This is a genomic window from Agrobacterium sp. SOY23 (assembly GCF_027212525.1).
Lineage (GTDB): Bacteria > Pseudomonadota > Alphaproteobacteria > Rhizobiales > Rhizobiaceae > Agrobacterium > Agrobacterium tumefaciens_I.
The window spans coordinates 576,288-594,566 of sequence record NZ_JAPWDT010000001.1 but is presented as its reverse complement, the minus strand read 5'-3'; the positions used below and the strand labels follow the sequence as shown (position 1 = coordinate 594,566).

The window sequence follows — 18,279 nt, the reverse complement described above, 5'->3', positions numbered from 1 at the left end:
AGAATTGATTAAGCGGTGACCGACGAAGGGTCGATCTTGACGCCCGGACCCATGGTCGAGGAAATCGCGACGCGCTTGACGTAGTTGCCCTTGGCACCAGTCGGCTTTGCCTTGATGACGGCATCGGCGAAAGCCTTGATGTTTTCTTCAAGAGCCTTGGCGTCGAACGAAGCCTTACCAACGCCAGCATGTACGATACCGGCCTTTTCGACGCGGAACTCGACAGCGCCGCCCTTGGACGCCTTGACGGCGCCGGCAACATCCATCGTCACCGTACCGACCTTCGGGTTCGGCATCATGCCACGCGGGCCGAGTACCTTGCCGAGACGGCCGACGAGCGGCATCATGTCCGGGGTCGCGATGCAACGATCGAAGTCGATCTTGCCGCCCTGAACGATTTCAACCAGTTCTTCAGCGCCAACAATGTCAGCGCCAGCAGCCGTGGCTTCATCAGCCTTGACGCCGCGGGCGAAAACGGCAACGCGAACGTCACGGCCGGTGCCGTTCGGCAGGTTGACGACGCCGCGAACCATCTGGTCCGCATGGCGCGGGTCAACGCCGAGGTTCATCGAAACTTCAACGGTTTCGTCGAACTTGGCGACAGCACGTTCCTTGACCATCGAGATGGCGTCGGTGAGAACGTAAAGCTTGTTGGGATCCACGCCTTCGCGGATCTTCTGAATGCGCTTTGCTACCTTGGCCATGATCAACCTACCACTTCCAGGCCCATGGCGCGGGCAGAGCCCTCGACCATTGCCATTGCGCCTTCGATGTCGGCTGCGTTCAGATCCTTCATCTTGGCTTCAGCGATCGTCTTGACCTGAGCCTTGGTGATGGAGCCGACCTTGGCGCCCTTGCCAGGCGTCTTGGAACCGGAGGTGATCTTAGCTTCCTTCTTCAGCCAGTAGGTCATCGGCGGCTGCTTCATGACGAAGGTGAAGGACTTGTCCTGGTAATAGGTGATGACGACCGGGATCGGCATACCCTTTTCCATTTCCTGCGTGGCGGCATTGAACGCCTTGCAGAATTCCATGATGTTAATGCCACGCTGACCAAGTGCCGGACCGATCGGCGGGGACGGATTGGCCGCCCCGGCCTTTACCTGCAACTTGAGCTGGCCTGCAACTTTCTTAGCCATATCTCTCTGCCTTTCAATTCAAACCGGTTACCCGGCTTCTCTTAAGCCGGATCGCTCCGGCGGCTGCGGTTGCGTGGTGCGGCGCCCTGCCCCGGCTTAAAGAGCCAGTTTGCCTTCCACGCGCTTGGGGCTTTACCCCGCCAATCAGACCTTCTCGACCTGATTGTATTCCAGCTCGACCGGCGTAGCGCGGCCGAAAATCGAAACTTCCACCTTCAGGCGCGAACGCTCTTCGTCGACATCCTGAACCACGCCGTTGAACGACGCGAACGGACCGTCGGAAACGCGAACCTGCTCGCCGATCTCGAACGAAACCGAAGACTTCGGACGCTCGACACCTTCCTGAACCTGACCGAGGATGCGCTCGGCTTCGTAATCGGGAATCGGAACAGGCTTGCTGTCCGAACCGAGGAAACCGGTGACCTTCGGCGTGTTCTTGATGAGGTGATAGGCCTCATCCGTCAGGTTGGCGCGCACAAGCACGTAACCCGGAAAGAACTTGCGCTCGCTATCGACCTTGCGGCCGCGACGCACCTCGACCACCTTTTCGGTCGGCACGAGGATTTTCTCGAAAAGATGATCAAGACCCTTCTGACGGGCCTTTTCCTCGATCGACTCGGCGACCTTCTTTTCGAAATTCGAATATGCGTGAACGATGTACCAGCGCGCTGCCATTTTTATTCTCCGTTCGATCCTTCTACCGGGCCTTTGACCGTGCCGTTACCGGCCTACGTTCAGCACCAGGCTGAGCAGCCAGCCGATGAGCTGGTCCGCAGCAAAGAAGAACAGAGCCGCAAAAATGACCATCACCAGCACCATAGCCGTCGAAATCATGGTCTCGCGGCGCGACGGCCAAGTGATCTTTGACGCTTCGGCGCGAACCTGCTGCAGAAACGTAAACGGATTGGTTTTGGATGCCATTGACTGCCCACGCAATTACGGCGCGTAAAGCCGAACTAATCAGCCCCACGCACCGCGTGTCTGTTTTGACCCTACATAAACGCCGATTCCACTTTTAACAAGAGGAAATCGACATTCGGCGAAATTCGCCGGAAAACCGGCCCCATCTGCCATGCAGCGAAAACCGCGCTTGCGAATGGAAAGTGGCAGGGGCAGAGGGGCTCGAACCCCCGACCTGCGGTTTTGGAGACCGCCGCTCTACCAACTGAGCTATACCCCTTAGTCACCTGAATCGGCCGCGAAATCGCTTGGCCAATTCGGTATGGGCTCCTTTAAGGTGCAGGGAAAAGAATGGCAAGCGCTTTTTTACGCAGCATCTGAAGAATATGCGACACCCCTCTTCCGGGATTTTCACGAGACCCTCGGCGATCCGGGCGGAATCGCCGGACACGCTCCACAGCTTTGGTTTTTACGCATTTTCCGGCCAAAAGCCGGCACGCCCTCCCCGAGCGCCCACGGGACCAGTGCGGGGCGACCGGCGTTTCCCACCCTGTCGATAAACCCGGCACATACCGGAACGGTTAACCGCTATTTTCGGGTGTCGAGCGTCTTTTTTGCCGCCTGCTGCTCGCGATATTTGCGCTTGAAATGCGCGACGCGACGGGATGCCGAACGCTTCCATTTCTGAATCGTCGCGATTGAGAAGAAGCGGTTCACCTTCTTGAGCACCCCGCCAAAGCCCGGCCCCGACTTGGAACCATAATTGCTGCGCCCGAAGCCGGAATGCTTGACGTCCGTGCCGGCAAGCCAAGCCATGACCGCGCCGCGATCCTTGTAGTACAGGCTGATCTCGGCCTCTGTGCGGAAACCGGCATAACCCTGAGGCAATTCGCGGTAATCCGCCAGTCGTTTCACCGTGGGATTGAAGGTGAAGCTGTGCCAGACGCGGTGCGCCGTCGGCGGTATACGCCAGTATCCGATATCGCCGGGCGCCCGGGCCATGTTTCGAATGTTGCCCGGCATGTCGGCATCCGTCCGCAGCTGAACGAGCTTAACCACCGGGTCGCGTTTCAATATCTCGACACCCCTGCGCACGACACCGGTGACGGGAAAGGCCCAGTCATCTTCCAGATGCAGAATATAGGGCGTCGTGACTTCCGAATAGGCCCTGTCGATCGACCGGTGCTGCCCCATATTGACGCCGTTGAGAATGACCCGGATCGGCTGGTCGGGATAGCGCTTCGCCACCTCCAGAACGGATACGTCGTCCGAGTCCTCTATGATGATGAACTCGTGCAGGGGATAGTCATTCGTCGAAAAAAAGCTATCGAGAGTCCCGGCAAGAAGATCGGGACGGCGGCAACTCGTCAGCACAACAGTTAAATCGGACATGGAAACGGTCTCAGACGGAAAATCACGAATAATGGGATCGGGCGACCGGTTTCATGTCGTCCAGACGTCCCGCGCGACACCCCTCATGGATGCGCTGCCGGACAGACGAACAGTCCCGGAAAGACCTTTTCAGTAGCCGGACTATGATCTCAATAGAAACAGCGCCTGGAAACACCGCAACACATCAGATGAGACCAATAACAGGCTGCTTTTATCCGGGGTGAAGCTAGGAAATTCTTCGTCCTGTTTCAAGCGACCTGCCGCCGACGGGATCATTTTCAACAAACAAAAGCGGCGGTGCCGATGACACCGCCGCTTTTGAATTTACGATATTCAGTCAAGTCATCGCCGAATGAACATTCGACGACGACCACAATCGAATATTACTCGACGATCGAAGCAACGATGCCTGCGCCGACGGTACGGCCGCCTTCGCGGATAGCGAAGCGCAGCTTTTCTTCCATCGCGATCGGAACGATCAGCTCGACTTCAACCGTGACGTTGTCGCCAGGCATAACCATTTCCGTGCCTTCCGGAAGCGAAACGATACCGGTCACGTCCGTCGTACGGAAGTAGAACTGCGGACGGTAGTTCGTGAAGAACGGCGTATGACGGCCGCCTTCTTCCTTCGTCAGGATGTAGGCTTCTGCCATGAACTTCTTGTGCGGCTTGACCGAACCCGGCTTGCACAGGATCTGACCACGCTCAACGCCGTCACGGGTAACGCCGCGAACGAGAGCACCGATGTTGTCGCCGGCCTGGCCCTGGTCGAGCAGCTTGCGGAACATTTCAACGCCGGTAACAGTCGTCTTCGAGGTCGGACGGATGCCGACGATTTCGACTTCTTCACCAACCTTGACGATACCGCGCTCAACGCGACCCGTCACAACCGTACCACGGCCGGAGATCGAGAACACGTCTTCGATCGGCATCAGGAACGGCTGGTCGATCGGACGCTCAGGCGTCGGGATGTAGGCGTCAACCGCAGCCATCAGCTCGCGGATCGCGTCTTCACCGATCTTCTTGTCGGAATCTTCAAGAGCAGCAAGTGCCGAACCCTTGATGATCGGGATATCGTCGCCCGGGAAGTCGTAGGACGACAGAAGTTCGCGAACTTCAAGCTCAACGAGCTCGAGAAGCTCGGCGTCGTCAACCTGGTCGACCTTGTTGAGGAACACGACGATCGCCGGAACGCCAACCTGACGGGCAAGCAGGATGTGCTCGCGGGTCTGCGGCATCGGGCCGTCGGCAGCCGAGCAAACCAGGATCGCGCCGTCCATCTGCGCAGCACCGGTGATCATGTTCTTCACGTAGTCGGCGTGGCCGGGGCAGTCAACGTGAGCGTAGTGACGGTTCGGCGTCTCATACTCAACGTGCGCCGTCGAAATCGTGATACCACGAGCCTTTTCTTCCGGAGCAGCGTCGATTTGGTCATACGCCTTGAACTCGCCGAAGAACTTCGTGATTGCTGCCGTCAGCGACGTCTTGCCATGGTCAACGTGACCGATCGTGCCAATGTTGACGTGCGGCTTCGTCCGCTCAAACTTGCTCTTTGCCATGTGAATTGCTTCCTGTGAACGTGAAGTAGTTTCCCCGGCGAACCGGTTTGGTGTCGCCGTTTAAGGCTTTGTAAGCGAATGCGCAAGACTTAATTGTGAAACCGCCTGCGCGCGCGTCCAAAGCGTGCCCTGAGCCGCGTATATGGTGTATGGTTTTCGACATTTAAACCCTCCGAATGGCAAAGTCGACGCAGGTCCGGAGAGGACCTCCTCCCACCATTTCCGATCACTAATCAAGATATTTCCATCACAACTTCTTTACCTGCACCGGCATGATGGCTTAAGGACATTCCATCGCCGGGGGGAGACGGGCGAGTGGAACGAGGCGCGGTCGCGCCGTCCCAACCAACATATCCCGCTCCGCCGCTTTCCCCGCGCTATCTTTCTATCCGTTTCAGGACCATTCCATGGAAATCTTTACAGCCGCCGGTTTCACGGCATTCTTACAGGTCATAGCGATCGATCTCGTTCTGGCGGGCGACAATGCCATCGTCATCGGCCTTGCCGCCGCCGGTCTTCCCGCCCATCTGCGCCGCCAGGCGATCCTGGTCGGCATCATCGCCGCAACGGTGCTGCGCATCGGTTTTGCCGCCGTCACCGTGCAGCTTCTCGCCATCGTCGGCCTGCAACTGTTCGGCGGTCTGCTGCTCGCCTGGGTGTGCTGGAAGATGTGGACCGAACTGCGCGAGGCCGCAGGCTCCATCGAAGACGAGGTGACGGACGAAGAGGCCGATCTGACCAAGGGTCACAAGACCTTCTTCCAGGCCGCAACCCAGATCGTCATCGCCGACGTCTCCATGTCGCTGGATAACGTGCTTGCCGTCGCCGGCGCCGCGCAGGAACATGTGACGGTGCTGATCATCGGCCTCGTCGTTTCGATCGCCCTCATGGGCCTCGCCGCCAACTTCGTCGCCAAGCTGCTGCACCGCTATCGCTGGATTTCCTATCTCGGCCTGATGGTCATCATCTATGTGGCGCTCAACATGCTGTATCACGGCACGCTCGAAGTTCTGCCCCATATCCAGGCCTACCTCGGCTAAGATCACCGGCAGCAATGTTTCTTCAGAAGGCCCGGAAACGCCCGCTTCCGGGCCTTTTTCGTATCATCCGGCCGCCTCGCCCGCAGCGCCTGCCCCCGCCGCTGGCAGAGAACGAGAATCAATCGCCATCCTCGCTGCAACATCTGGAGAAGACAGGGAAATCGTGATTTTTCGCCTATGGTTTCTGGCAATTGAGGTCAGCCACGGGCAAGCCTAGGGAGCTAGGCAATAAGTCATAATAATAAAAAGAAAGGTAAAGCTGCCAATGGCTTATGACTGGAGTGGCGGTCGCACCCGCCGCCTTCGCCGGATGAAATTTGGCGTCGTCGCCAGCTCTCTCATCCTGCTGGCGCTTCTTGCGTCGCTCGTTCTTGGCTGAACGCGCCACGCGCGCAATCCAACGCTGACCGGCGGCATGGCAAGGTTTCCCACACCGCCCTGCCGCCGCTCCTTCGGGAGGAATCACCGGCGATCAGGATTTCCCGGCCTCGACACAATGAACCGGCTGTTTCATCTCCGGATCCGCCATCAAGTCATAGAGATCCGCTTCATCACCCTTCGACCACCAGACATAAACACCGCCCTGATATTTGGCGCCCGACCCTGAAATGACGTTCGCGGCAACGGTAACGCCATCCTTCAGCCCCAGCCGCACGAGGCTGACATCGCCGGCATTGAAATAAACGGCCTCCACCCTGTCGGCGCCGCATTGATAGACGTTCTCCACCTTTTCGACAGTCGTATCGTTCGGCAGCGGAATCACCAGATCCTCCGCAAGGGCGCGGAAGCATGTCGTCTTTATCGCGACAGGCGCAGCACAGCACTTTCATTTTGACCGGCAAGCCGCAAAAAAACCGGGCATTTTCAGGAAAGGCGGAGCCCGATTTTTCGTCCGGAGACGCAATAAAACAGGGAGTCAGCTCACTCTTACGATTCGCCTAACAGGGAAAGGCCCTAGCGAAACAGCCAATAAACGACGCCAAGAATGACCGTCCACATCAACAATGATATGGCCAGCACAGCGAGATAATTTCTAAATCGTCTGGTCATCCGCCCACATTGCGGCCGACCGCAGCACAGGAGCGGTAAGCCGTTAAATTGCTGGATGCGGATCAAACCGCATGATCAGCCGTTTCTAGCAAGAGACTGAATCATAAACCATTCACAGATTTTACCCGCCCGAAAACGGGGTTGCCCATGGCACGCGACACCGCCCCGTCAAAGGGCCGGCCCTTCACCCAAACAGGGCAGTTCCGCTTGAAGAACCGGTCCGCTCATACCTTGCGTTGGCGGCAAAGCACCCTGGCCGCATAGCTGCCAGACGAATCGGCACGGGCGTTATCCGATGTTATTCGGATAACGCCCCAATGTCGGGCAAGCGGCAATCAACCGACGGCCCTGCCGGTCTCAGCTCTTCAGGGCCGTGTTGCACAGGCTCCAATAACCGCCGCCCTTCTGGATCCACTTCAGATCACCGAGCGTGCCGTCATTCTTGTTCTTGTGGTAGGCGTCGACGCAGGTCTTCAGGCGGGCCTTTCCGGGCGTCTCGCTTGAATATTTCTTATCGACAGCACTCGGAAAAGCGACGCCCTTCGGAGCTTTGATCGTTGCTTTTGCGGGTTCTTTTTCGCTGGTGGCCGCGACCTGCTTGTCGTCGGCGGCATCTTCAGCGGCCGCCTCGCTGCCGCAGAACTTGGCGCGATAGTCGTTCCACTTAATATCCTTGGCAGACCCGTCGGCTTTCGCCGCCTGATACTTCACGCTGCACTCCTTCATGGTGAGTGCGGCTGCGGGGGAGACAAACGCCGCCGATGCCAGCAGCGCAAAGGATGAGAGAATGACAACCCTGTTAATCATTGAAGACTCCCGTTTGCATGATTGCGGGCCGACTATCCGACCGGATTTTCCGCTTGTCAACGAGCAGTGCAATAAGGACGAAAAGTCCCGTTAAACGGCAATAAGCGGCTCATCGCTCACGACATTTTCCCGGCGAAAGTGGCATCGGGCCGGCAGGCCGTCATGCATGGATCAGTTGCGGCCCCAAGAATCACGTCTGCGTTTGGCGTCAATCCTCCACCGGAACGAATGTCCTGAATTTTCGTTAACGTCCCGAACGAATAACGAGGATTTCCCGATGTTGAGGATGCCGAAGACCATCTGCGCGCTCGCTCTTGGCGTCGCCTTATCTGCCGCTTCCGTCGTGCCCGCCCATGCGCTGAGCCTCATACAACCGGCTTATGCGCCGCAGGAACAGGCGCAGAATTCCAACGGACGCAGCTACCCCGCATCCGCCTTCGCCGCCGGAACCGGCGAAGAAGCCACGTCCGGCGGATACGCCCTGTCGCAGGCCGAAATAAATCATGTAAAGTGGTGCGCAGCGCGTTACGCTTCCTATCATCCGACCGATAACAGTTATATCGCGCCGGCAGGCACGCGCACCCAGTGCCGTTCTCCCTATTGATGCTGCCTAACGCAGTCAGGAACATTCAGGCAGGCCAGAAGGCCTTCGCACGACCGCTAAAACTCGGAAGGCGGACACAACTCGCCATCGAGCCAGGGGGCTAAAAGATAGGCGCTAAGCAGATACCATTGATTTTATTGGGAGATTGCTGGAGCGGGTAGCGGGAATCGAACCCGCGTATTCAGCTTGGAAGGCTGCTGCTCTACCATTGAGCTATACCCGCGGTGGTGATTTCGATCCGTGCAGAATGGTGGAGGGAGTTGGATTTGAACCAACGTAGGCGTAGCCAACGGATTTACAGTCCGTCCCCTTTAACCACTCGGGCATCCCTCCAGCTTTCTGCTAGGATCGAGCGACCAAGCTCTTCAGATTTCGCTGCGGCGAAGCGCCGTTGCGTCGTCTGTGGCGCGTATATGACGGCCTCGTTCGTTTCTGTCAACACGCCCTTTCACGAATTTTCGGGAAAAAATTCAAACCCCTTTGCGGCCCTGTGGATTATCGCGGGGGCTGGTGCGCGGCTCTTGCCGGAGATATAAGGCGCCATGAGCAAAGACGATCCCAAGAACAAATCCACCCGCGACACGCATTACGCCACCCTGCGCCGTGCCGTGCGCGATGCCAAGCGCGAGCGCGGTGAAATTCCGACACCGCCGCAGCCGAAACGCCGCAACCGTGGCGCTGACGACTGGAAGCCGCCGCAGCTTGCGCCCGATCAGGTGCATCTTTACGGCCTGCATACCGTGCGCGCGGCACTCGCCAATCCCGAACGGCAGATCGTCAAGCTCTCCGTCACCCAGAACGCCTTTGCGCGTCTGGATATTGGCGAGGCGGATGCCCAGCCCTTCCCGGTCGAGATGGTTTCCCCGCAGGATATCGACCGGGTACTCGGCCCCGAGGCCATCCACCAGGGCGTGATGCTGGAAACGAAACCGCTGCCGGTCAAGCGGCTCGGCGCGCTGAAGGACAGCCCGCTCATCCTGGTGCTCGATCAGGTCACCGATCCACACAATGTCGGCGCTATTATGCGCTCGGCCGTCGCCTTCAACGCCGGCGCGGTCATCACCACCATGCGCCACAGCCCGACGGAGTCCGGCGTACTGGCGAAATCCGCCTCCGGCGCGCTGGAACTCATTCCTTATATACAGATCACCAATCTCGCCGATGCGCTAGGCGAACTGCACAAGCTCGGCTTCTTCTCCGTCGGCCTGGATTCGGAAGGCCCCGCCCCCATCGAACAGACCTTCAGCGGCGACAAGATCGCGCTGGTGCTGGGCGCCGAAGGCAAGGGGCTGCGCCAGAAGACCCGCGAAACGGTCTCGGCACTCGCCCGCCTCGACATGCCGGGCGAGATCAAATCGCTCAACGTTTCGAATGCGGCGGCCATCGCCCTTTACGCAACGCAGCAATTTCTGGGCAAAGCCTCGTCCTGAGGCTTTCCTTTCCTTGCGAAATCGCAAAGCGCATCGCATGCTGCGCCTTTGTCATTCGCATGGAGCACATCTCAACATGACCGAGCAGACCATCAAACCGACGGGCGAGCTGACGCTCAGGACGCTCGCCATGCCGGCCGACGCCAATCCGGCCGGTGATATTTTCGGCGGCTGGGTCATGTCACAGATGGACTTGGCAAGCGGCATCCGCGCTGCCGAACGCTCCCGCTGTCGCGTCGTCACGGCGGCGGTCAAGGAAATGGCCTTCGAACTGCCGGTGAAGATCGGCGACACGCTGTCCATCTATACCGATATCGCCCGCGTCGGCCGTACCTCGATCACATTGACGGTAGAAGCCTGGGCGCAACGGTCGCGTTTCGACAAGCTGGAAAAGGTCACTGCCGGCACATTCATCATGGTGGCGATGGACGAGAACGGGCAGCCGACGCCCATTCCTCCGGCGGAGTGAACACGATGGAGGCCGCCGTCAACGCCGCAGAAGCCTATTCGCACATCCGCGCGGTCATGGGCATGGTGGTCGGCCTCAGCCTCGCGCGCCTGCTGACCGGCCTTGCCGGCTTCGTGCAGCACCCGAAGAAGGAGCGCATCTATCCGCTGCATCTCGGCTGGGTGGCGTTCCTGTTTCTGATGCTGGTGCATTTCTGGTGGTGGGAGCACCGGCTTTCCGCCACCGGTCATGTGCTGGATTTCGGTGCCTTCCTTTTCCTCATCCTGTTCTGCTCGCTGTTCTATTTCCTCTGCGTGCTGTTGTTTCCCACGGAGATGAAGGAATATAAGGGATATGAGGATTATTTCTTTTCCCGCAAAAGCTGGTTCTTCGCCTTTCTGGCCGCGCTTTTCGTCACGGATGTCGGCGACACCCTGCTGAAAGGGCAGGATTACCTCGCCTCGCTCGGCCCGGAATATCTCATCCGCACCGCCATTTACGTCGTTCTCTTCACGCTGGCGGTCTTCATCGACAATCGCCGTTTTCATCGATTTCTCGTGATCTTCGCGCTGGTCTACCAGATCGCCTGGATTTTCCGCACCTACGACCTGTTGGCCTGAAGAACACCCGACCGTCTACCGTCATTGTGTCGCGGTGACATTTCGCCGCGAATATGACATTGCGATTGCATGGGATTCATTCGCAGGATCATGCAGGACAGGAGTTCGGCGGGCGCCATCGCCACGCTGGCGATCCTGCTTTTCCTGTTGCAGGGTCTCGCCAATGGCCTGACCAGCGGCAATATGGCAATGGCCGCGCTGGCGGCGGATGAGGTCATCTGCTCCACCCATATGCCTGATGGCGGCGCAGGCAAGCAGGACCCGGCGGGCAAGATCGCCGCCGACTGCTGCGGCACGCTCTGCCGACTGGCATCGGCCACAATCGCTACTCTTCCGATTACGCCTGTCGAGCGAGCGGACCGGATCATCCAAAGTGGCGAAGTCGCCTTTGTGAACTTCGATGCCGCGTCACCGCCATCGCCGCCCAATCTGGAATCGCGCCCGCGCGCACCACCCGCTTCTCCGCACGCTTGAAACCTTCCCGGCCCGCCGGAAATCAACCCTTTTGCGGAGACATTCATGTCCGTCACGACCTCTTTCGAGGACGAGCGCGCGCCTGCGCAGTCCTCGTCCATCAATCTTTATCGCGCCGTTTGGCGCTGGCATTTTTACGCTGGCCTCCTCGTCCTGCCCTTCATGATATCGCTTGCCGTCACCGGCGCGCTTTATCTCTTCCGGGATGAATTCGACAATCTCATCCATTCCGATCTGAAACGGGTGGAGGTGGCGCAGAACGCGCCGAAAGCGCTTCCTTCGGAAATCATCTCTGCGGCGCTGGCGGCCGTACCGGGTACCGCCGTCAAATATACGACACCCGCCGATCCGGGTGCTTCCACGGAAATCACCGTCAATACGGTAGAAGGAAAGCGCGCCGTTTACGTTAATCCCTATACGGCTGAGGTTGCCGGCTCCCTGCCGGATCGCGGCACCGTCATGTGGACGATCCGCTATCTCCACAGCCTGAAATATTTCGGCACCTATGCCCGTTATCTGATCGAGATCGCCGCGGGCTGGTCCATCCTTCTCGTCGCCACCGGCATTTATCTCTGGTGGCCGCGCAAGCAGACGGGCGGTGTCATCACCGTGCGCGGCACGCCGAAGAAACGCGTGTTCTGGCGCGATACCCATGCCGTCACCGGCATTTTTGTGGGCTTTTTCATCGTCTTCCTTGCGATCACCGGTATGCCCTGGTCGGGCGTCTGGGGCGCGAAGGTCAATGAATGGGCAAATGGCAGCAATTTCGGATATCCGGCCGGCCTGCGCACCGATGTTCCGATGTCCGGTGAGCATCTCGACCACGTCGCCAAGACCAGCTGGTCGCTGGAACAGGCAAAAATCCCCGAATCCACCGCCTCCACCGAAACCCGGCCGATCGGCATTGATGCCGCGATCGCGCGTTTCGACACGCTCCGCCTTGCCGCCGGTTACGCCGTTGCCCTGCCGGGGAAATCGACCGGTGTTTATAGCGGCTCGGTTTATCCCGACGATCTCGCGCAGCAGCGTGTCGTTCATCTCGATCAATATAGCGGCGAGCCGCTGATCGACATGAGCTACGCCGATTACGGCCCGCTCGGCAGGGCGCTGGAATGGGGCATCAACGTGCATCTCGGCCAGCAATATGGCCTCGCCAACCAGATCGTACTCCTTGCGGTCTGTATCGGCATCGTCCTGCTTGCCGTGTCCGCCGGCATCATGTGGTGGAAACGCCGCCCCAAGGGGTCGCTCGGCGTGCCACCCCTGCCGCAGGAAAAACGCGTCCTGCGCGGTCTGCTCGCCATGCTCGCCATCGGCGGCATCATTTTCCCGCTGGTGGGTGCGAGCCTTTTGGCAATGCTCGTGCTGGATCTGGTCATACAGTCCCGTCACAAACGACGAGCCCTTTGAAAATGCAAACAGCCGGGAAAAATCCCGGCTGTCACACTGGCTATCGGCGTTGCGATGGGAGGCTGCTCAGAACATCGTATTATTGTTCGCAGCCTTTTCCGGCACGGGCTGGATCACGTCCCAGTGCTCGGTGATCTTGCCATCGGTGACGCGGAAAATATCGACGATGGCGGTGCCGCGATCACCGTCTTTTTCCGTCGAGTGAATATGCAGATAAACGAGATCGCCATCGGTCGCGCTGCGAACGATCCGTGCCTTCGACTGCGGGTTTTCCTTGAAGTGGCCAGTGAAATAATCCACGAAGGGCTTCTTGCCATCGGGCACCATGGGATTGTGCTGCTTGTAGCTGTCGACGATGACGGCCGCGCCCTTCTCCACCTCATGCTTGTTGAAGACGGTGTCGTAAAACTCGATCACCAGCTTGCGGTTGGCTTCTTCCTGCGCCAGATCACGTTTGGCGGTTTGCGCCAGAACGGGGGCGGCCATCAGCGCGGGTGCGAGCGCAAGCGTGGCGATGGCGAGACGGCGTGTTACGAAATTCATGGGTGATACCTCTCAATAACCGACGGTAAAACGCTGGCGGGAATGTTGCGGCTTCTCGATTTCATCGGCAAGCGCGATGGCGTAATCCTCGAAAGAAATACGGCTGCCCTGGTCGTTGCTCAGAAGGTTGTCCTTGCCGATCCGGAATTTACCGGTTCTTTCGCCCGGCACGAATTCGGCCGAAGGCGACAGGAAGGTCCAGTCGAGCTGCTTTTCCTGTTTCAGCAGATCCAGAAACGCTGCGCCCTTGGTCGCTTCTTCCTTGTAGGCAGCGGGGAAATTCGGCAGATCGACCACACGCTGGCCCGGTGCGATTTCAAGGCTGCCGGCGCCGCCGACCACGAGATAACGCTGAACGCCGGAGGCGCGCACGGCCTCGATCAGCGTCACCGGATCGCTGGCGGTGAAGTGAACCGAGCTGATCACGGCATCGTGACCCTTCAGCAGGTCCGCAAGCCCCGCCTGATCGAAGACATCGCCCTTTTTTGCCACCACATTCGGCAGCTTGGCGATCTTTTCGGGATTGCGGGCAATCGCGGTCACCTGACGCCCACGATCGGAGAGTTCCTTGAGAATACGGGACCCGGCATTGCCGGAAGCGCCGATGAGCGCGATGTTAGCCATGGCTTCTTTCCTCTTATTGATACCTTCATTGGTCTAAATAATAGACCGCGAGGAAGAGCTATGGTATCGCAACCATAACCGCAAGAAGTCAGCGGCGGCTGATCTGGTCACATGGCGATGACCTGCAAGGGTAAAAACAGGCAAGGGGTAAGAAAAATGCCGGATATGCAAACGAAAGAAATATTCGCCTTCGACCAGCCCTGCCCCATCCGCGATGTGCTGGACCGCATCGGCGATCAATGGAGCCTCTTGGTACTCGAAGCCCTGCAGGGTGGCGTGCTTCGCTTTAACGAGTTGAACCGCAGGATCGACGATATTTCCAAGCAGATGCTGTCACGCACGCTGAAACGGCTGGAGGAGGATGGCTTCATCCGCCGCACGCTCTATGCGGAGGTGCCCCCGCGCGTGGAATATGAGCTGACCAATCTCGGCCGCTCGTTTCTGGTGCCCATGCAATTGCTGGTGCAATGGGCCGATGAGAACCATGTCCGCATCTGCAAGGCGCGGCTGGACTACGTCGCCAACGCCTAGAACCTCGTCATAAAATGAAATGCGCCAGCCGCGGCGGAACGCTCCGCCACGGCTGGAGAATGCGGGTTCAGGACCGGAAAATGAAGGAAGCGCCGAAAGCGATCAGCGCGAAACCGATCACATGGTTGATGGTGATGCTTTCCTTCAGCCAGAAGATCGAGAACAGCGCGAAGACCGCGAGCGTGATGACTTCCTGAATGGTCTTGAGCTGTGCCGTGGAATAAACTTCCGATCCCATACGGTTCGCCGGCACGGCGAGCACATATTCGAAGAAGGCGATACCCCAGCTCGCAACGATCGCCAGGAAGAGCGCGCTGCCCTTGTGCTTGAGATGGCCGTACCAGGCAAAGGTCATGAAAACATTGGAGACAATAAGCATCAGGACAGGCCAGATGTGGGCGGGACTGATCGAGAACGGCATGATGGTTCCTGAAAAATAAGAAGGGAGGTCATTAAAAGGCAGTTTGAAAACGCAACCATCATTCTGCCCGTGGGGATTGCTCTAGCGTATCGCAACAAAAACCGGAATGGATTTTTGAAGGGTTTCCGTAAAGCTCGCTTCAGCCGCTACGCAACGCATCCGGCCGAATTTTGTTCCCCGCGCTTCGTTTCCTTTTTGTACTCATTTTTTCACCGCCTCCCCTTCCCTTTGCGCGTGACTCCCTCCATATTTCGCGCATGGCCAGATCACCGAAAAACTCCACCTCCTCGCCCTCGGGCTTCGAGGAAGCCCCGCAATCGTCATTCGAAGGCGCACCGCTGAGCGGCAGCGTTGCCGACTGGGTGAAGCAGCTTGAGGCTGAGGCGGAGGCATCCTCCGTCGAAACCCAGCGCGAAATCGCTTCCAAGGCGGGCAAGCACCGCAAGAAGATCGAGATCGAGACGCGCAAGGAAACGGAGAAGGCCGCCACCAAAACGGCCAAGAACACCACCGTGTCCAAGACAGCGCGCGGCGTTTCCATCGGCGGATCGAGCGATCCGAAGACCCGCGCGGCGGCCGGCCTCAATCCGGTTGCTGGTCTGGATGTCTCGCTGGAGGAGGCCGCAAACCTCGCGCCGGGGGCCGTCACCGCCACCGTGGACGCCTTGTCCAAGCTGATCGAGAGCGGTAATCCGCTGTTCAAGGACGGCAAGATGTGGACGCCGCACCGGCCCGCCCGTCCGCCGAAATCGGAAGGCGGCGTCGCCATCCGCATGGCTTCGGATTACCAGCCAGCCGGCGACCAGCCGACCGCCATCAGCGATCTTGTCGAGGGTATCAATTCCGGCGAACGCAGCCAGGTTCTGCTCGGTGTTACCGGTTCGGGCAAGACCTTCACCATGGCCAAGGTGATCGAGGCCACGCAGCGCCCCGCCGTCATCCTCGCACCCAACAAGACGCTGGCCGCACAGCTCTATTCCGAATTCAAGAACTTCTTCCCCGACAATGCGGTGGAATATTTCGTCTCCTATTACGATTATTACCAGCCGGAAGCCTATGTGCCGCGCTCCGACACGTTCATCGAGAAGGAATCCTCGATCAACGAACAGATCGACCGGATGCGCCACTCCGCCACCCGCTCGCTGCTGGAGCGTGATGACTGCATCATCGTCGCCTCCGTCTCCTGCATCTACGGTATCGGCTCGGTGGAAACCTATACCGCCATGACCTTCCAGATGCAGGTGGGCGATCGGCTGGACCAGCGCCAGCTTCTGGCCGACCTCGTGGCCCAGCAATACAAACGCCGCGACATGGATTTCCAGCGCGGTTCGTTCCGCGTGCGCGGCGATACCATCGAAATTTTCCCTGCCCACCTTGAAGATGCCGCCTGGCGCATCTCGATGTTCGGCGACGAGATCGATTCCATCACCGAATTCGACCCGCTGACCGGCCAGAAGACCGGCGATCTGCAATCCGTCAAGATTTACGCCAATTCGCACTATGTCACGCCGCGCCCGACGCTGAATGGCGCGATCAAGTCGATCAAGGAAGAACTGAAAGTCCGTCTCGCCGAGCTGGAAAAGGCCGGACGACTGCTGGAAGCCCAGCGGCTGGAGCAGCGTACCCGCTACGATATCGAGATGCTGGAAGCGACCGGCTCCTGCGCCGGCATCGAGAACTATTCGCGTTACTTGACCGGCCGCAATCCCGGCGAGCCGCCGCCGACCCTGTTCGAATATATTCCTGACAACGCGCTGCTGTTCATCGACGAAAGCCACGTCTCCGTCAGCCAGATCGGCGGCATGTATCGCGGTGACTTCAGGCGCAAGGCGACGCTGGCCGAATATGGCTTCCGCCTGCCCTCCTGCATGGACAACCGCCCGCTGCGCTTTGAGGAGTGGGATGCGATGCGGCCGCTGACGGTGGCGGTTTCGGCCACCCCCGGATCGTGGGAAATGGAACAGTCCGGCGGCGTCTTCGCCGAACAGGTCATCCGCCCGACCGGCCTCATCGATCCGCCGGTGGAGGTGCGCTCCGCCCGCAGCCAAGTGGACGATGTTCTCGGTGAGATCCGCGAAACCGCCGCCAAGGGTTACCGTACGCTCTGCACCGTGCTGACCAAGCGCATGGCCGAAGACCTGACCGAATATCTGCATGAACAGGGCGTTCGCGTGCGTTACATGCACTCGGACATCGACACGCTGGAGCGCATCGAGATCATCCGCGACCTGCGCCTTGGCGCTTTCGACGTGCTTGTCGGTATCAACCTGCTGCGCGAAGGTCTCGACATTCCCGAATGCGGTTTCGTCGCCATCCTCGATGCCGACAAGGAAGGTTTCCTGCGTTCGGAAACCTCGCTGATCCAGACCATCGGCCGCGCCGCCCGTAACGTCGACGGCAAGGTCATACTCTACGCCGACAATGTCACCGGCTCGATGAAGCGGGCGATGGAGGAAACCTCCCGCCGCCGCGAAAAGCAGATGGCCTATAATACCGAACACGGCATCACACCGGAATCGGTCAAGGCGAAGATCTCTGACATTCTTGATTCTGTTTATGAGCGCGATCACGTAAGGGCCGATATATCCGGCGTTTCCGGCAAGGGCTTCGCCGATGGCGGCCATCTGGTCGGCAACAATCTCCAGGCCCATCTCAACGCGCTGGAAAAATCCATGCGCGACGCCGCAGCCGACCTAGACTTCGAAAAAGCCGCACGCCTGCGCGACGAGATCAAGCGTCTCAAGGCCGCCGAACTCGCCACCATGGATGACCCCATGGCCAAGGAAGAGGCGAAATCGCTTGAGGGTGGCGGCAAGGGCAGGAAAAGCGGAACGAGCGCCCGCCACGAGTCGATTCCCGCCCCTGAGGGGGAGATGTCCGGCAGGACAGAGGGGAGTGCCGCCGCGAACGAAAGCGGGAAATCCCTCTTCGCCAAACCCTCACTCGACGAAATGGGTCCCGGCTCGGATGGCGGAAAGCCACTGTTCCGCAGGAACACGCTGGACGAGATGACGGTGGGCCGAACCGAAAAGCCCGTGCGCGGTGCCCTGCCCGACAAGCCCGAAACCGAATCCGGCAAACGGTTCTCGCCGCTGCTGGAAGGCCAGCCCGAACGGACGGCCGATGACCCGAGACCTCTGGTGCGCGGCAAGATCGGTGCGGGCTCCTATGAGGATGCCGGCGAGCAGAAGCGTAAGGGCCGGACGAAGGGCAAGACGGGCCGGCCGGGGCAGTGATGCCCGGCGTGCAAGCCCGGCCTGACGGGTCGGCGTGACAGGCCGGCGGGTT

The 18,279-nt window shown here is 59.2% G+C and carries 20 protein-coding genes and 3 tRNA genes; 9 read left to right on the top strand and 14 right to left on the bottom strand.

The features are described from left to right. Positions 1–8 precede the first annotated feature (8 nt). The 7 genes from rplA to tuf form a co-directional block, all read right to left on the bottom strand. Positions 9–704, bottom strand: a complete 696-nt coding sequence (gene rplA / locus O3S81_RS02870) for a 50S ribosomal protein L1 (RefSeq protein ID WP_269340818.1) — start codon at positions 702–704, stop codon at positions 9–11. 2 nt (positions 705–706) lie between these two features. Then, the gene (rplK, locus tag O3S81_RS02865) at positions 707–1,138 is read right to left on the bottom strand and encodes a 50S ribosomal protein L11 (RefSeq protein ID WP_003523723.1); all 432 of its coding nucleotides are present in this window, start codon (positions 1,136–1,138) and stop codon (positions 707–709) included. A gap of 144 nt (positions 1,139–1,282) precedes the next feature. Beyond that, positions 1,283–1,813 (bottom strand): transcription termination/antitermination protein NusG, encoded by a 531-nt coding sequence (gene nusG, locus O3S81_RS02860; RefSeq protein WP_003523721.1) that lies wholly within the window; start codon positions 1,811–1,813, stop codon positions 1,283–1,285. A 45-nt stretch (positions 1,814–1,858) separates the two neighbouring features. Beyond that, positions 1,859–2,059 carry a preprotein translocase subunit SecE gene (secE, locus tag O3S81_RS02855; RefSeq protein ID WP_003523719.1) on the bottom strand — a complete coding sequence of 67 codons (201 nt, stop codon included), beginning with the start codon at positions 2,057–2,059 and terminating at the stop codon, positions 1,859–1,861. Positions 2,060–2,242: 183 nt separating this feature from the next. Beyond that, a tRNA-Trp gene (locus O3S81_RS02850) sits at positions 2,243–2,318 on the bottom strand. Between the two features lie 308 nt (positions 2,319–2,626). After that, positions 2,627–3,430, bottom strand: a complete 804-nt coding sequence (locus O3S81_RS02845; protein WP_269340812.1) for a glycosyltransferase — start codon at positions 3,428–3,430, stop codon at positions 2,627–2,629. A 383-nt stretch (positions 3,431–3,813) separates the two neighbouring features. Then, positions 3,814–4,989 carry an elongation factor Tu gene (gene tuf / locus O3S81_RS02840; protein WP_269340811.1) on the bottom strand — a complete coding sequence of 392 codons (1,176 nt, stop codon included), beginning with the start codon at positions 4,987–4,989 and terminating at the stop codon, positions 3,814–3,816. A 407-nt stretch (positions 4,990–5,396) separates the two neighbouring features. Between tuf and O3S81_RS02835 the strand changes: the two genes are divergently transcribed. After that, a complete protein-coding gene (locus tag O3S81_RS02835) occupies positions 5,397–6,029 on the top strand; it encodes a TerC family protein (RefSeq protein WP_269340810.1) in 633 nt (210 codons plus the stop codon). A gap of 472 nt (positions 6,030–6,501) precedes the next feature. Here O3S81_RS02835 and O3S81_RS02830 read toward each other — a convergent pair whose 3' ends face one another. Next, positions 6,502–6,831, bottom strand: a complete 330-nt coding sequence (locus tag O3S81_RS02830) for an MliC family protein (protein ID WP_269341386.1) — start codon at positions 6,829–6,831, stop codon at positions 6,502–6,504. A gap of 605 nt (positions 6,832–7,436) precedes the next feature. Then, positions 7,437–7,886, bottom strand: a complete 450-nt coding sequence (locus tag O3S81_RS02825) for a hypothetical protein (RefSeq protein ID WP_269340809.1) — start codon at positions 7,884–7,886, stop codon at positions 7,437–7,439. A 277-nt stretch (positions 7,887–8,163) separates the two neighbouring features. On the opposite strand from O3S81_RS02825, the gene O3S81_RS02820 reads away from it, so the two are divergent. Beyond that, positions 8,164–8,490 carry a BA14K family protein gene (locus O3S81_RS02820; protein WP_269340807.1) on the top strand — a complete coding sequence of 109 codons (327 nt, stop codon included), beginning with the start codon at positions 8,164–8,166 and terminating at the stop codon, positions 8,488–8,490. Between the two features lie 149 nt (positions 8,491–8,639). On the opposite strand, the gene O3S81_RS02815 is transcribed toward O3S81_RS02820, so the two are convergent. Beyond that, positions 8,640–8,713: transfer RNA gene (locus O3S81_RS02815), tRNA-Gly, on the bottom strand. A gap of 25 nt (positions 8,714–8,738) precedes the next feature. Further along, a tRNA-Tyr gene (locus tag O3S81_RS02810) sits at positions 8,739–8,823 on the bottom strand. Positions 8,824–9,032: 209 nt separating this feature from the next. Here O3S81_RS02810 and rlmB point away from each other — a divergent pair. From rlmB to O3S81_RS02785, 5 genes are all read left to right on the top strand, one after another. Further along, positions 9,033–9,920: a 23S rRNA (guanosine(2251)-2'-O)-methyltransferase RlmB gene (gene rlmB, locus O3S81_RS02805; protein ID WP_269340805.1), complete on the top strand. Its 888-nt coding sequence runs from the start codon at positions 9,033–9,035 to the stop codon at positions 9,918–9,920. A 76-nt stretch (positions 9,921–9,996) separates the two neighbouring features. Continuing rightward, on the top strand, positions 9,997–10,389 hold the full coding sequence (locus O3S81_RS02800) for an acyl-CoA thioesterase (RefSeq protein ID WP_046798149.1): 393 nt from the start codon (positions 9,997–9,999) through the stop codon (positions 10,387–10,389). Between the two features lie 5 nt (positions 10,390–10,394). Next, positions 10,395–10,988 carry a hypothetical protein gene (locus O3S81_RS02795; RefSeq protein ID WP_269340804.1) on the top strand — a complete coding sequence of 198 codons (594 nt, stop codon included), beginning with the start codon at positions 10,395–10,397 and terminating at the stop codon, positions 10,986–10,988. Between the two features lie 69 nt (positions 10,989–11,057). Beyond that, positions 11,058–11,462, top strand: coding sequence for a DUF2946 family protein (locus tag O3S81_RS02790; RefSeq protein WP_269340803.1), 405 nt, complete (start codon positions 11,058–11,060; stop codon positions 11,460–11,462). A gap of 45 nt (positions 11,463–11,507) precedes the next feature. Next, the gene (locus tag O3S81_RS02785) at positions 11,508–12,872 is read left to right on the top strand and encodes a PepSY-associated TM helix domain-containing protein (protein WP_269340802.1); all 1,365 of its coding nucleotides are present in this window, start codon (positions 11,508–11,510) and stop codon (positions 12,870–12,872) included. 66 nt (positions 12,873–12,938) lie between these two features. Here O3S81_RS02785 and O3S81_RS02780 read toward each other — a convergent pair whose 3' ends face one another. Together O3S81_RS02780 and O3S81_RS02775 are read right to left on the bottom strand one after the other, a co-directional pair. Continuing rightward, a complete protein-coding gene (locus tag O3S81_RS02780) occupies positions 12,939–13,415 on the bottom strand; it encodes a nuclear transport factor 2 family protein (RefSeq protein WP_269340801.1) in 477 nt (158 codons plus the stop codon). 12 nt (positions 13,416–13,427) lie between these two features. Then, positions 13,428–14,039, bottom strand: a complete 612-nt coding sequence (locus tag O3S81_RS02775) for an NAD(P)-dependent oxidoreductase (RefSeq protein WP_269340800.1) — start codon at positions 14,037–14,039, stop codon at positions 13,428–13,430. Positions 14,040–14,195: 156 nt separating this feature from the next. On the opposite strand from O3S81_RS02775, the gene O3S81_RS02770 reads away from it, so the two are divergent. Further along, the gene (locus tag O3S81_RS02770) at positions 14,196–14,570 is read left to right on the top strand and encodes a winged helix-turn-helix transcriptional regulator (RefSeq protein WP_269340798.1); all 375 of its coding nucleotides are present in this window, start codon (positions 14,196–14,198) and stop codon (positions 14,568–14,570) included. 67 nt (positions 14,571–14,637) lie between these two features. On the opposite strand, the gene O3S81_RS02765 is transcribed toward O3S81_RS02770, so the two are convergent. Further along, a complete protein-coding gene (locus O3S81_RS02765; RefSeq protein ID WP_269340797.1) occupies positions 14,638–14,991 on the bottom strand; it encodes a DMT family protein in 354 nt (117 codons plus the stop codon). A gap of 257 nt (positions 14,992–15,248) precedes the next feature. On the opposite strand from O3S81_RS02765, the gene uvrB reads away from it, so the two are divergent. Further along, positions 15,249–18,227: an excinuclease ABC subunit UvrB gene (gene uvrB / locus O3S81_RS02760; RefSeq protein WP_269340796.1), complete on the top strand. Its 2,979-nt coding sequence runs from the start codon at positions 15,249–15,251 to the stop codon at positions 18,225–18,227. Positions 18,228–18,279: the final 52 nt, after the last annotated feature.

What these genes read in the sequence shown, in the direction of transcription:
- rplA (WP_269340818.1), bottom strand. Translation starts at nt 704, where the DNA reads ATGGCCAAGGTAGCAAAGCGCATTCAGAAGATCCGCGAAGGCGTGGAT.
- rplK (WP_003523723.1), bottom strand. Translation starts at nt 1,138, where the DNA reads ATGGCTAAGAAAGTTGCAGGCCAGCTCAAGTTGCAGGTAAAGGCCGGG.
- nusG (WP_003523721.1), bottom strand. Translation starts at nt 1,813, where the DNA reads ATGGCAGCGCGCTGGTACATCGTTCACGCATATTCGAATTTCGAAAAG.
- secE (WP_003523719.1), bottom strand. Translation starts at nt 2,059, where the DNA reads ATGGCATCCAAAACCAATCCGTTTACGTTTCTGCAGCAGGTTCGCGCC.
- O3S81_RS02845 (WP_269340812.1), bottom strand. Translation starts at nt 3,430, where the DNA reads ATGTCCGATTTAACTGTTGTGCTGACGAGTTGCCGCCGTCCCGATCTT.
- tuf (WP_269340811.1), bottom strand. Translation starts at nt 4,989, where the DNA reads ATGGCAAAGAGCAAGTTTGAGCGGACGAAGCCGCACGTCAACATTGGC.
- O3S81_RS02835 (WP_269340810.1), top strand. Translation starts at nt 5,397, where the DNA reads ATGGAAATCTTTACAGCCGCCGGTTTCACGGCATTCTTACAGGTCATA.
- O3S81_RS02825 (WP_269340809.1), bottom strand. Translation starts at nt 7,886, where the DNA reads ATGATTAACAGGGTTGTCATTCTCTCATCCTTTGCGCTGCTGGCATCG.
- O3S81_RS02820 (WP_269340807.1), top strand. Translation starts at nt 8,164, where the DNA reads ATGTTGAGGATGCCGAAGACCATCTGCGCGCTCGCTCTTGGCGTCGCC.
- rlmB (WP_269340805.1), top strand. Translation starts at nt 9,033, where the DNA reads ATGAGCAAAGACGATCCCAAGAACAAATCCACCCGCGACACGCATTAC.
- O3S81_RS02800 (WP_046798149.1), top strand. Translation starts at nt 9,997, where the DNA reads ATGACCGAGCAGACCATCAAACCGACGGGCGAGCTGACGCTCAGGACG.
- O3S81_RS02795 (WP_269340804.1), top strand. Translation starts at nt 10,395, where the DNA reads ATGGAGGCCGCCGTCAACGCCGCAGAAGCCTATTCGCACATCCGCGCG.
- O3S81_RS02790 (WP_269340803.1), top strand. Translation starts at nt 11,058, where the DNA reads ATGGGATTCATTCGCAGGATCATGCAGGACAGGAGTTCGGCGGGCGCC.
- O3S81_RS02785 (WP_269340802.1), top strand. Translation starts at nt 11,508, where the DNA reads ATGTCCGTCACGACCTCTTTCGAGGACGAGCGCGCGCCTGCGCAGTCC.
- O3S81_RS02780 (WP_269340801.1), bottom strand. Translation starts at nt 13,415, where the DNA reads ATGAATTTCGTAACACGCCGTCTCGCCATCGCCACGCTTGCGCTCGCA.
- O3S81_RS02775 (WP_269340800.1), bottom strand. Translation starts at nt 14,039, where the DNA reads ATGGCTAACATCGCGCTCATCGGCGCTTCCGGCAATGCCGGGTCCCGT.
- O3S81_RS02770 (WP_269340798.1), top strand. Translation starts at nt 14,196, where the DNA reads ATGCCGGATATGCAAACGAAAGAAATATTCGCCTTCGACCAGCCCTGC.
- O3S81_RS02765 (WP_269340797.1), bottom strand. Translation starts at nt 14,991, where the DNA reads ATGCCGTTCTCGATCAGTCCCGCCCACATCTGGCCTGTCCTGATGCTT.
- uvrB (WP_269340796.1), top strand. Translation starts at nt 15,249, where the DNA reads ATGGCCAGATCACCGAAAAACTCCACCTCCTCGCCCTCGGGCTTCGAG.